General features: G+C 27.7%; 11 protein-coding genes. 10 read left to right on the top strand and 1 reads right to left on the bottom strand.

Translation table 11 applies throughout. The annotated features are described in order from the left end of the window. The first annotated feature begins 27 nt into the window (after nucleotides 1–27). The 10 genes from hemE (at nucleotide 28) to ACTT9D_RS05740 (ending at nucleotide 11,090) form a co-directional block, all read left to right on the top strand. Nucleotides 28–1,029 carry a uroporphyrinogen decarboxylase gene (gene hemE / locus ACTT9D_RS05785; RefSeq protein ID WP_440930848.1) on the top strand — a complete coding sequence of 334 codons (1,002 nt, stop codon included), beginning with the start codon at nucleotides 28–30 and terminating at the stop codon, nucleotides 1,027–1,029. Then, the gene (hemH, locus tag ACTT9D_RS05780; RefSeq protein ID WP_440930847.1) at nucleotides 1,030–2,064 is read left to right on the top strand and encodes a ferrochelatase; all 1,035 of its coding nucleotides are present in this window, start codon (nucleotides 1,030–1,032) and stop codon (nucleotides 2,062–2,064) included. Beyond that, nucleotides 2,057–2,488, top strand: a complete 432-nt coding sequence (hemJ, locus tag ACTT9D_RS05775) for a protoporphyrinogen oxidase HemJ (RefSeq protein WP_440930846.1) — start codon at nucleotides 2,057–2,059, stop codon at nucleotides 2,486–2,488. Before hemH ends, hemJ begins: the two co-directional genes overlap by 8 nt. Before the next feature lie 62 nt (nucleotides 2,489–2,550). After that, nucleotides 2,551–3,819, top strand: a complete 1,269-nt coding sequence (gene rho / locus ACTT9D_RS05770; protein WP_440930845.1) for a transcription termination factor Rho — start codon at nucleotides 2,551–2,553, stop codon at nucleotides 3,817–3,819. A gap of 5 nt (nucleotides 3,820–3,824) precedes the next feature. Then, nucleotides 3,825–5,501 (top strand): O-linked N-acetylglucosamine transferase, SPINDLY family protein, encoded by a 1,677-nt coding sequence (locus tag ACTT9D_RS05765; RefSeq protein WP_440930844.1) that lies wholly within the window; start codon nucleotides 3,825–3,827, stop codon nucleotides 5,499–5,501. A gap of 43 nt (nucleotides 5,502–5,544) precedes the next feature. Further along, complete coding sequence (gene mnmE, locus ACTT9D_RS05760) at nucleotides 5,545–6,879, top strand: tRNA uridine-5-carboxymethylaminomethyl(34) synthesis GTPase MnmE (protein ID WP_440930843.1); 1,335 nt, start codon at nucleotides 5,545–5,547, stop codon at nucleotides 6,877–6,879. 68 nt (nucleotides 6,880–6,947) lie between these two features. Continuing rightward, a complete protein-coding gene (gene mnmG / locus ACTT9D_RS05755) occupies nucleotides 6,948–8,819 on the top strand; it encodes a tRNA uridine-5-carboxymethylaminomethyl(34) synthesis enzyme MnmG (RefSeq protein ID WP_440930842.1) in 1,872 nt (623 codons plus the stop codon). Further along, on the top strand, nucleotides 8,819–9,460 hold the full coding sequence (locus tag ACTT9D_RS05750; RefSeq protein WP_440930841.1) for a 16S rRNA (guanine(527)-N(7))-methyltransferase RsmG: 642 nt from the start codon (nucleotides 8,819–8,821) through the stop codon (nucleotides 9,458–9,460). The genes mnmG and ACTT9D_RS05750 overlap by 1 nt, the downstream gene beginning before the upstream one ends. Further along, the gene (locus ACTT9D_RS05745) at nucleotides 9,457–10,251 is read left to right on the top strand and encodes a ParA family protein (RefSeq protein ID WP_440930840.1); all 795 of its coding nucleotides are present in this window, start codon (nucleotides 9,457–9,459) and stop codon (nucleotides 10,249–10,251) included. Before ACTT9D_RS05750 ends, ACTT9D_RS05745 begins: the two co-directional genes overlap by 4 nt. Continuing rightward, a complete protein-coding gene (locus ACTT9D_RS05740; protein ID WP_440930839.1) occupies nucleotides 10,251–11,090 on the top strand; it encodes a ParB/RepB/Spo0J family partition protein in 840 nt (279 codons plus the stop codon). Before ACTT9D_RS05745 ends, ACTT9D_RS05740 begins: the two co-directional genes overlap by 1 nt. Here the strand turns inward: ACTT9D_RS05740 and holA are convergent. Continuing rightward, nucleotides 11,091–11,892, bottom strand: an 802-nt coding sequence (holA, locus tag ACTT9D_RS05735) for a DNA polymerase III subunit delta (RefSeq protein WP_440930838.1), incomplete at its 5' end; no start/stop codon positions are given.

Raw genomic sequence — 11,892 nt, 5'->3', positions numbered from 1 at the left:
AACTATCTAAATATATATAATTATTAAATGACACCTATCCATAAAATAATTAAAAAAAATAAGACTGATATTAATCCTATATGGATTATGAGACAAGCTGGAAGGTATTTACCAGAATTTAGAGAGATTAGAAAACAAAACCCAGATTTTATCAAACTATGTTTAAATGCTAATTTATCTTCAGAAATAACTTTACAACCTTTAAAAAGATTTGACCTTGATGCAGCTATAATTTTTTCTGATATCTTAATGTTACCATATGGATTAAATCAAAAGGTAGAATTTAAAAAAGATTTTGGCCCATTATTAGGAGAATTAAATTTAGAAGAAGCTTCAAAATTAGATGAAGTTGATTTTGTAGAAAGAGTGTATCCAGTTTATAAAGCAATAAATCAAGTAAGTAAAAATAATTTAACAGATAAAAAAAGTACTATAGGATTTGTTGGTGCTCCTTGGACTTTACTTGTTTACATATTGAATAAACAATCGCCTAAATTAAAGTTAAAAGATGATTTTTTTAATGATGATTTTTTAATAAATAGAATTTTATTTTTAATCGAGAGGTTTTTAAAATTACATATAAAAAATCAAATAGATAATGGCGCCGATGTGATCCAAATTTTTGATAGTTGGGCAGGTTTATTGGAAGAAAAAGATTTACCTAATTATGTTTATATTCCTACATTAAGTCTAGTAGATTATATTAAAAGTTTAAATGTTCCAGTAATTTGTTTTCCAAGAGGCATTAAAAATTTTAAAAATTATTGTGATATAGTTAAACCAGATGCGATTTGTATTGATTATGAAGTTAATCCATCGGAAATTGTGAAAAATATAAAAATACCAATTCAAGGTGGTATGGATCCTAAAGTATTATTAACAGATAAAGATAATTTAAAAAAAGAGGCTAAAAGATATTTAGATATTTTTAAAGATCATCCATATATTTTTAATTTGGGTCACGGTATTTTGCCTGAGACAAAACCCGAAATGATGGATTATCTAGTAAAATTTGTAAAAGATTATTAAATGAAAAAAGCTGTAATTTTGTTTAACTTAGGTGGGCCAGATAAACTGGAAAATGTTGAGCCATTCCTTTTTAATTTATTCTATGATCCTGCAATATTAAATTTACCTAAATTTTTAAGGTACCCTTTAGCAAAATTAATATCCAACAGAAGAGCACCAACAGCAAAGAAAATATATGAAGAACTTGGCGGGGCATCACCTATTTTAAAATTAACTACAGATCAATCCAATTCTTTGGAAAAAAAATTAAATACAGAAGATCAAAATAATGAATACAAATGTTTTATTGTTATGAGGTGTTGGCATCCCAGAGCCGAAAATGTTATTCATGAAATTAAAAATTTTAATCCCGAAGAAGTAATATTATTACCTTTATATCCCCAATATTCAGCAGCAACATCAGGTTCGTCAATAAAAGAATGGCATGATGTGTGTAAGAAAAATGACTATAAAGTTAAAACATCGACAATTTGTTGTTACCCAACAGAAACTAATTTTATTGATGCACATATAGACGAAATTTATAAGAAGATAAAAGATCTAAAAAATTATAAGTTAATTTTTTCTGCTCATGGTTTGCCTGAAAAGAACATTAAAAAAGGCGATCCCTACCAATGGCAGGTTGAGCAATCAGTAAATGAAATTGTAAATAAAATGAATATAAAAAATTTAGATTGGATCTTAAGTTATCAAAGTAGAGTCGGGCCGTTAAAATGGATTGGTCCATCGACTGAAGATGTAATTGTAGAAAATTCTAAAATTGGGAAAAAAATTGCTTTAGTACCAATCGCTTTTGTGTCCGAGCATTCAGAAACATTAGTAGAACTTGATATAGAATATAAAGAATTGGCAGACAAAAATGGATGTGTGGAATATGTAAGAGTTCCTGCCCTTGGTGTTAACGCTAATTTTATATCCTCTTTATCTAATTTGGTAATCAATAAAGAAGACAATAAATTAACAGAAAACTTATACCCCCCAAAAATACAATGTCCTAATAATTTTAAAAAATGTCCTTGTTTAAATTATGAATAGTTATTTATTGTTTAAAAGCATACATCTAATAGCAGTAATCTCCTGGATGGCTGGATTATTATATCTTCCTAGAATTTTTGTTTATCATTCGGAAAATAATAATGAAATTGTTACTTCAGTATTTAAAACTATGGAGTATAAATTGTTTTATTATATCATGACACCAGCCATGGTCCTAAGCTGGTTGTTTGGATTATTATTAATTTCTAAACTTGGATTTGATCAATTAGGAGCTTTGTGGTTACAATTAAAGTTTATATTTGTTGCAATCCTTACATTCTATCATTTCTATCTTGGGTATTTATTGAATAAATTTAAATTTGACGAGAACAACAAGTCATCTAAATTTTATAGATATATAAATGAAATTCCCACCTTGCTTCTTATTTTAATCATATTTATTGTAATTTTTAAGCCAATCTAAGGTTGAAATTTAATTTAGAAACATTATATTAATTGTACCTATCTTAATAAAAACACTCAATCATGAACATCCAAGAATTAAAATTAAAAACATCTGAACAATTAATTACGCAAGCTGAAGAACTTGATATCGAAAACGCTAGTACACTTAGAAGACAAGAAATTATATTTGCAATATTAAAAAAAGTTGCTGAAAAAGAGGAGATAACAGGCGCTGGAGTTTTACAATTATTACAAGATGGCTTTGGTTTTTTAAGAGCGATGGAGTCAAACTATTTGCCCGGTCCAGATGATATTTATGTTAGTCCAAGTCAAATCAGAAAATTTGGTTTAAGAACCGGTGATACGGTCGAAGGACCAGTTAGAGCACCCAAAGAAGGTGAAAGATATTTTGCGCTGCTGCAAGTAAGTAAAATTAATTTTGAAGAACCAGATAAATCAAGACACAAAATAGCTTTTGATAACTTAACTCCGCTTTATCCTAATAAACAATTAGTAATGGAAGTTGAAGCAGTTAAACCAGATAAAAAACAAGATTTAACACCAAGATTAATTGATTTAGTGAGCCCAATTGGAAAAGGACAGAGATCTATAATTATTTCACCACCAAAAGCCGGTAAAACGATAATGCTACAAAGTATAGCAAATTCTATAGCAAAGAATTATCCAGAGTGTTATTTGATAGTGTTATTAATTGACGAAAGACCCGAAGAAGTAACAGATATGCAAAGAACAGTTAAAGGTGAAGTTATAAGCTCCACTTTTGATGAACCAGCACAAAGACATGTTGCTGTCGCTGAAATGGTAATTGAAAAAGCAAAAAGACTTACTGAACATAAAAAAGATGTGGTTATATTACTAGACTCTATTACTAGATTGGGAAGAGCATATAATGCAGTTATACCTAGCTCAGGTAAAGTACTAACCGGTGGTGTTGATGCAAATGCACTTCAGCGTCCCAAAAGGTTCTTTGGTGCAGCAAGAAATATAGAAGAAGGTGGGTCTTTAACTATTATATCAACCGCTTTGATAGATACCGGTAGCAGAATGGATGAGGTTATTTTTGAGGAATTTAAAGGCACAGGTAATAGTGAAACAGTTTTAGATAGAAAAATTGCAGATAAAAGAATTTATCCAGCTATCGATATAACAAAATCAGGCACGAGGAGAGAAGAGCTTTTATTCGATAAAAATGATTTACAAAAAATGAATGTGCTAAGAAGAATAATTGCCCCTATGGGAACTATGGATGCAATTGAATTCATAAGTTCAAAATTAAAAGATACAAAAAATAATTCTGAATTTTTTAATTCAATGAATAAACCAGCATAATTTTAATGATTGATCTTAAAGAAGATCTAAAAAAAAAACTTTTAAATTTTTACCAAAAAAAACAATATTCAGATTTCGAAAATTTAGTAGAAAGTTTAGGGAAAATTAGTGAATTACCTTTATTTTTACAAATTGGATATGCTGGCTCAAAAGTACTTAATCCAAATTCAAAAAAAAAAGATTATTTAATTTCAAATTCAATATTAAATGAGGCTTTTAAAAAGGATAAAACAAACCTAGAAGTATTATATAATTTTATTCTTTCTAGTTTGAAAGCAGAGGAATTTTATCAAATATTACCATTATTAAATGAAAGAATAAAACAATCCCCAAACGACAAGAAAGTATTAGAAGGAATAGCAAGGGCCCATTTTTTTCTAGGTAATATGGATGTTTGCATTAATTACTTTAAGAAACTTTTAGATTTAACTCCAGACAATGAAATTGATGGTGGTAGATTTCAATATATCGCAAGCATGAATTATCCATCTGGCTTAACACAAAATGATTACTTATCTGAGTGTTTAAAATTAAATGAACTATTTAATAAAAATTTAAAAAAAAAAAAATTTGTTAAATTAAATTCTAATGAAAGCAGAAATAAGATCAGATTAGGTTTTGTATCAGGAGATTTTAGGATGCATTCTGTAGGATTATTTTTAGAAAAATTTATAGATAAGATAGATAAAAAAGATTTCCACTTAACAGCTTTTAGTAATTTAGAAATATCTAGACAAGATAATCTCACAAAATATTTCAAAGAGCGTTTTAATAATTGGTACGATACATTTGATTTAACAGATGATCAAATGATCGAAAATATTAGAAATCAGGATATTGATATTTTAATTGATCTCATTGGTCTTACATATGGCCATAGAATTAATGTTTTTGCTAATAGATGCGCTCCAGTACAAATTTGTTGGCTTGGATATAATAATTCAATAGGAATTGATAATATGGATTATATTATTGCAGATCCAAATTTGATTTATGAGAACGAGAAAAATCAATATACGGAAAAAGTACTATACTTGCCAAAAATTTGGAATTGTATGGGTAAGCCTAATAATTTACCAGATATTGAAGAAACACCTTGTTTAAAGTCTGAAATCTTTAGTTTTGGATCATTTAACAATTTTCAAAAAATATCTAACGACACTATAAAAATATGGTCTGAAATTTTAAAAAATTCAAATTCTCAAATTTTTTTAAAACATTCTTACGGTTATAGCAAAGAAGTTTATGATGTAATAAAAAAAAAGTTTTTAAATGAAGGTGTAAATTTAGATAAAATAATTTTTTTAAAGAAAAAAAAATCAACCGAAGAACATTTAAAAGATTATAACAAAATAGATTTAGCGTTAGATACATTTCCTTATACCGGTGTCACAACATCATTTGAATCTTACACAATGGGAGTACCTGTTTTAACTCTTGAAGGGTTTAATTTAAATTCTAGATGTGGTGTTAGTATTAATAAAAATTTATCTTTAGATGAGTTTATTGCAAAAAATCATCATGATTACGTAAAAAAAGCAATTTTTTATACAAAGAACAGATTCGCCCTTAAAACGATGATTGAAAATCTAAGACAACAAGTACTTAAATCACCTTTATTTGATATTGATGATTTTGTTCATAATTTCTCTAAAGTTATGAAAAAACTTTATAAGAAATAAATTTACTATTCCCCCCTATTTATATTCAAGATATATTTGAAAAATGACTATATTCGCCCTTTCCACAGGAAATGTTAAATCTGGTATAGCGATAATAAGAATATCAGGAAATTATACTAGAGAAGTTTTAAATAAATTAACGAAAAAAAATGTACCAAGTCCTAGAATTGCTTCTATATCCAAATTTTATAATGTTGAAAATAATGAACTTATAGACAAAGGAATAGTTCTGTGGTTTCCTCAACCAAATAGCTACACAGGTGAAGATTTAGCAGAATTACATGTACATGGCAGTAAGGCAGTCATTGCCGCACTCTTGTCAAATTTATCAAAAATAAAAGATTGTAGAATTGCTGAACCAGGTGAATTTACAAGAATTGCATTTGAAAATGGCAAAATAAATTTATTAGATGTAGAAGCTTTATCTGATTTAATTTCATCCGAGACAGAACTACAAAGAAAACAAGCTTTGAATTTTCTTAATGGAAATATTTCAAAGAAATATCAAGAACTACGAGATAAAATATTAAAAACTTTAGCTAATATTGAAGCAAAAATAGATTTTCCAGAAGAAGATTTGCCAGAGGATATTTTAAAAAATTTAAAAAATGAAACAAAAGAAATAATTAATATTATAAAATCAATTTTAGATGATAATAAAGTAGGTGAAAAAATACGTGACGGTTTTAAAATTGTAATAGTTGGACCAACTAATGCTGGTAAGTCGAGTTTATTAAATTGTTTATCAAAAAGAGAAGTGGCAATTGTTTCAGAAATAGAGGGAACAACAAGAGATACAATTGAGGTTAGTTTGAATTTAGATGGTTATCCAGTTTTAATTTCAGACACTGCAGGTTTAAGGGACACAAATAATATTATTGAAAAAAGGGGTGTGGAAATAGCGCTGACTAAAGCCGAAAATGCAGATTTGAAAATTATTCTTTTAGACGCAAAAAACCCAAATTTTAAAGGCTTTTTTGATAATATTTATGATGAGAATTCGTTAATTGTAGTAAATAAATCTGATTTAATCTCTAATCAATTCGACGATAGTCTAATCAATAACTTAAAACATACAATGATCTCAGCAAAACATGAATTAAATATAAATACACTAATCGGTGAAATTAAAAAAAAATTAAAAAATAAATTTATTGTTAATGAAAATATTTTGATTTCACGAGAAAGACATAGATCAAATTTAGAGAAATGTATTTTTCATTTAGAAAATTTTCTAGAAAATAATTCAATTAACGAATTAGATAAAGCAGCAGAAGATTTAAGATTAGCTACTAGAAATCTTGGTCGCGTTGTTGGTGATGTAGATGTAGAAGAAGTCCTTGGAAAAATTTTTAATGATTTTTGTATAGGCAAATAAGAAATAATACCAATAAAAAAGGCTTTTCTAGTCTTGTAAATAAACATTAGCAATATAAGTTTGGATTAATGAAAAAAGAATTAAATTTTGATGTTGTTGTAATTGGTGGAGGTCATGCTGGATGTGAGGCAGCTACCGCATCTGCAAGACTAGGTGTTAACACAGCCTTATTTACAAATGATTTTAGTACAATTGGTGAAATGTCATGTAACCCTGCAATCGGTGGTCTGGGCAAAGGACATCTTGTTAGAGAAATAGATGCTTTAGATGGAGTGATGGCAGATGTAGCTGATAAATCGGGTATTCAATTTAGATTATTAAATAGCAGCAGAGGACCAGCCGTAAGAGGACCTAGAACTCAATCTGATAGATCGCTATATAAAAAATATATGCAAGAAAAACTCGTAAACTATTGTAATTTAACAATATTTTCTGATTCTGTAATTAATTTTATTTTTAATAAAAATTATATAAGTGGTTTTACTACTCAGTCTGGTTCTAATATCTATTCAAAGAAAATAATACTGACCACAGGCACTTTTTTGAATGGCCTTATCCATATTGGTGATAATAAAATTCCAGCTGGAAGATTTAATGAACAACCTACAACTGGATTAAGTGAGCAATTAAAAAATTTTGATTTTAAAATTGGACGATTGAAAACTGGAACACCTCCAAGATTAGACGGTAGAACAATTGATTATTCAAATTTAGAAGAACAGTTCGCAGATGACAAACCATATTTTTTTTCTTTTCTTACAAAACAAAATTCTAATCAACAAGTTAGTTGTCGTATGACTTATACGAATGATAAAGTTCACTCGATCATCAAAAAGAATTTACACAAGAGTGCTATGTACTCTGGTTCAATACAGGGTGTTGGTCCAAGATATTGTCCTTCTGTGGAAGATAAGATTATAAAATTTGAGGGAAAAAGCAGGCATCAAATTTATCTTGAGCCTGAAGGATTAAATGATCATACAATTTATCCAAATGGTATCTCAACTTCACTTCCTGAAGATGTACAGCAAGAAATATGTAATAATATCAATGGTTTAGAAAATGTTAAAATAATTAGACCTGGTTATGCAATAGAATATGATTATGTTGATCCTAGAGAGTTATTTTTAACTCTTGAGACAAAAAAAATTAGAAATTTTTTCTTAGCTGGACAAATCAATGGTACGACTGGTTATGAAGAAGCTGCTGCTCAAGGTCTGATTGCGGGTATAAATGCAGCTTTATCTGTTAAGAATGAGGAACCTTTTATTTTAGATAGATCTGAGGCTTATATAGGAGTAATGATTGATGATTTGGTCACGAAAGGCGTAGCGGAGCCTTATAGAATGTTTACTTCAAGAGCAGAATACAGACTTTCTTTAAGAGCAGACAATGCAGATATACGGTTAACTGCAAGAGGAGTTAATATTGGTTTAATATCAGAAAAAAGAAAAAATCACTTTTATGATAAATTAAATAAAATTGACGAAACAAAAAAAATTATGAAGTCTCTAAAGATCTCCCCCTCTAAAGCTGAACAATTCCAAATTAAAATAGCCAAAGATGGAGTACTTAGAAGTGCTGAAGATATTTTATCAAGAAATTCAGTCAAAATGAAAAAAATAAGGGAAATTTGGCCTAAAATACCCTACTTTAATGATGAAATTGATGAGCAAATCGAAATAAACTGCCATTATAAAGGATATTTAAATAAGCAGAATGCTGATATATTAGCATTCAAAAGAGATGAGAACTTGGTTATCCCTGAAAATGTTAATTATGACAGCCTATCAGGATTATCAAATGAAATTAAATCTAAATTTAAGATGATTAAACCAAAAACTTTAGGTCAAGCACTTAGAATTGATGGCGTAACTCCTGCTGCTGCATATATTTTGTTGTCACATGTTAAAAGAAGGTCTATTAAGCAAATAGCTTAATGGATGATTCAATAGTTAAAAATAACTTAAAAAAAGTTTTCCCAAATGTTTCACGTGAAACTTGTATAGATTTAGAAAAATATATTGATCTTATTATGCAAGAGAATAATGTTATCAATTTGATAAGCAGAGCTAACATAAACAGAGAATATATAGTTAAAAGGCATATAATTGATTCAATGCAAATTATTGATTTTATTGATTTTAATCAAAAAAAAATAATAGATCTTGGATCAGGATCAGGATTACCAGGAATTATACTTTCAATTATTTCTAAAAACAATGGGAGTAAAATTAAAACAGCTATGTACGAAAAAAGTTTTCATAAAGCTAATTTCTTAAAACAGGTATCTACTAATCTAAATTTAAATACAGAAGTACTTAAGGAAAATATTTTTGATCATACTGATAATGATAAAGCGATTATCACATCAAGAGCATTTAAACCTTTGCCTGTTGTTTTAGAATTACTTAACACAAATTTTAAAAACTTTAAAAATTTAATCATCTTTATGGGTAAGACTGGAAATGAAATTTTGTCTGAAACGTTGAAAAAATGGAAATTAGATTACGAGACAAAAAAAAGTATTACAAATAATGACTCATTCATTTTGAATATTAAAGGCATAAAAAAAATATGAAAATAATTTCAATAATTAATCAAAAGGGTGGAGTCGGAAAAACAACAACGGTAATTAATTTAGCCGCAGGTCTTTCACAACTAAATAAAAAAGTTTTAGTCATTGACTTAGATCCCCAAGGAAATGCTACTACAGGACTAGGCCTTTCTAATACTGATGATTCTGAATTAACTATTTACGGAGTGTTGAACGGATCAAAATCAATATTAGATTGCATAAAAAAAACTAAATTTTCTAATTTAGATTTAATTACATCGAATGTTGATCTGTCTGGTTTAGAAGTGGAAACAGCTGGTGATGAAAAAAGAGCTTTTATTTTAAAGGAAAAATTAGCTGATTTTTCAAAAGAAAATCAACAAAATTATGATTATATATTGATTGATTGTCCACCTTCTTTGAGCTTGCTGACAGTGATGGCATTGGTTTCTTCTGTAACTTTGTTAGTTCCGCTTCAAACAGAATTTTTTGCACTAGAAGGATTAACTCAATTAATGAAAACCATTGAAAGGGTAAAATCTAATTTAAATCCAAAATTAGGTATACAGGGTATTTTATTAACTATGTATGATAAACGAAATAAACTATCATCAGAAGTGGAGAAAGAAGCAAGAGAATATTTTAAAGATAAAGTTTATACCACTGTAATACCTAGAAATGTAAGATTATCAGAAGCTCCATCGCATGGAGTCCCAGTTTTAATTTATGATAAAACTTGTCCAGGAAGTAAATCTTATTTCAGTTTTACAGACGAATTTTTAAATAAAGAATTTCAAATAGAAAGTGTTGCTTAATGAATAAATTAAAAAAAGGATTGGGCAGGGGATTATCGTCTTTAATTGGCGAAACTAAATCAACTAATAAAAATAATACAATAGAAGTTAGCAAGCTTGTTAAAAACAGATTTCAACCTAGAAAAATTTTTGATGAAAATAAACTAAATGAATTAACTAACTCCATTAAAGAAAGAGGTGTTCTTCAACCTATAATTGTCAGAAAACACAATCAAGATCATGACAAATATGAAATTATAGCTGGAGAAAGGCGATTTTTAGCAGCGAAAAAAGCAGGTTTAGAAGAAGTCCCAGTGGTAATTACAAATGTTGACGATTTAAAGTCCTTAGAGTTTGCAATAATTGAAAACGTACAAAGAGATGACCTCAATCCTCTTGAAGAGGCGCAAAGTTATCAACGCTTAATAGATGAATTTTCATACGATCATGAAAAGGTATCAAAGTTTATTGGTAAAAGCAGAAGCTATATCACAAATAGTTTAAGGATATTAACTTTACCAAAAGAAGTTCTAAACTTAATTGAAACAAGAAAAATTTCAGCTGGACATGCAAAAGTGCTTGTAGGATTAGATAATGCTGAATTTATCGCTAATAAAATTTTTGATAAAAAATTATCTGTTCGTCAGGCTGAAAGTTTAGTTAAAATATTCAAAGGTAAGAAAAATTCTTTAAAATCTAAGGACGCAAATGTTCAATTTTTACAAAATTCTCTTACTGAGAAAATAGGACTTAGAGTAAATATTTCAAACAGTAAAAATAATAAAGGATCAATTAAAATAGAATATAAGGATCTTGATCAATTAAATAGATTGATTGAGATCATTAAGTCTAATTATTAATTATCTAGATTTACTAATTATAAAGTCTGATAAAATATTAGCTGAATTTTGAGAATTAGTTTTAATCAATAGCTCTATATCATTTATTTCAAAAATTAGTTTTTCAACTTGATTTAAAGACCAAGCTTTAATTTGTTTTTTTACTATATCTTTATCTTTCCAAAAAATTGGAGGTTTTGCATTTGAAATAGTTATATCAATATTTTTTAAGGAAGAAAAATTTTGTATTAAATTCAGTAATCTTTTTGATTTAAGTAGCAAAGTTCTTATAATTAAAACAGAATCTTCGGAGCCAAAATTGTTTTCATTCATTAAGTAATTAATCTTTTTTATGTTTTTTGCTAAACAATTGTCAACAAGTTCACTAATACTATGATTTTCCCCTAAATTTGTTAATTTATTTATCTCTTTAATAGAAATGCTTGTTCTATTTTTTAAGAACATTTCAATTTTTTCTAATTCATTATTTAAAAATTTTCTTTCCCCATTACATTTATTAACAAGTGCGTTAATAGTTTCAAAAGATATTGAAATTTTCTTACTTTTGAAAAATTCGTTAGCTATGTTAGATAAAATTTGATTGTCATCACTATAAAAAGCTACCGAAATTAATAATTTGTTTTTTTCAAAAATATTTCTTAATTTTGATCTTTTTTCAAGAACACCTGCAATTAATATTAATTTTACATCTTGAACTTTTTTTTCAATCAATTCCTCTATCAAAGAATAAATTTTATCGGTTGCATTATTAATAGTAATTATTTTTTTAGTATTAAAAAGAGAACCAGAAAATATTTCATTA

This window comes from Candidatus Pelagibacter sp. (assembly GCF_052049815.1).
Classification (GTDB): Bacteria; Pseudomonadota; Alphaproteobacteria; order Pelagibacterales; family Pelagibacteraceae; genus Pelagibacter.
This window is presented reverse-complemented; position numbering and strand designations above follow the sequence as displayed.

What these genes read in the sequence shown, in the direction of transcription:
- ACTT9D_RS05765 (WP_440930844.1), top strand. Translation starts at nt 3,825, where the DNA reads ATGATTGATCTTAAAGAAGATCTAAAAAAAAAACTTTTAAATTTTTAC.
- ACTT9D_RS05740 (WP_440930839.1), top strand. Translation starts at nt 10,251, where the DNA reads ATGAATAAATTAAAAAAAGGATTGGGCAGGGGATTATCGTCTTTAATT.
- mnmG (WP_440930842.1), top strand. Translation starts at nt 6,948, where the DNA reads ATGAAAAAAGAATTAAATTTTGATGTTGTTGTAATTGGTGGAGGTCAT.
- hemH (WP_440930847.1), top strand. Translation starts at nt 1,030, where the DNA reads ATGAAAAAAGCTGTAATTTTGTTTAACTTAGGTGGGCCAGATAAACTG.
- ACTT9D_RS05750 (WP_440930841.1), top strand. Translation starts at nt 8,819, where the DNA reads ATGGATGATTCAATAGTTAAAAATAACTTAAAAAAAGTTTTCCCAAAT.
- hemJ (WP_440930846.1), top strand. Translation starts at nt 2,057, where the DNA reads ATGAATAGTTATTTATTGTTTAAAAGCATACATCTAATAGCAGTAATC.
- hemE (WP_440930848.1), top strand. Translation starts at nt 28, where the DNA reads ATGACACCTATCCATAAAATAATTAAAAAAAATAAGACTGATATTAAT.
- rho (WP_440930845.1), top strand. Translation starts at nt 2,551, where the DNA reads ATGAACATCCAAGAATTAAAATTAAAAACATCTGAACAATTAATTACG.
- ACTT9D_RS05745 (WP_440930840.1), top strand. Translation starts at nt 9,457, where the DNA reads ATGAAAATAATTTCAATAATTAATCAAAAGGGTGGAGTCGGAAAAACA.
- mnmE (WP_440930843.1), top strand. Translation starts at nt 5,545, where the DNA reads ATGACTATATTCGCCCTTTCCACAGGAAATGTTAAATCTGGTATAGCG.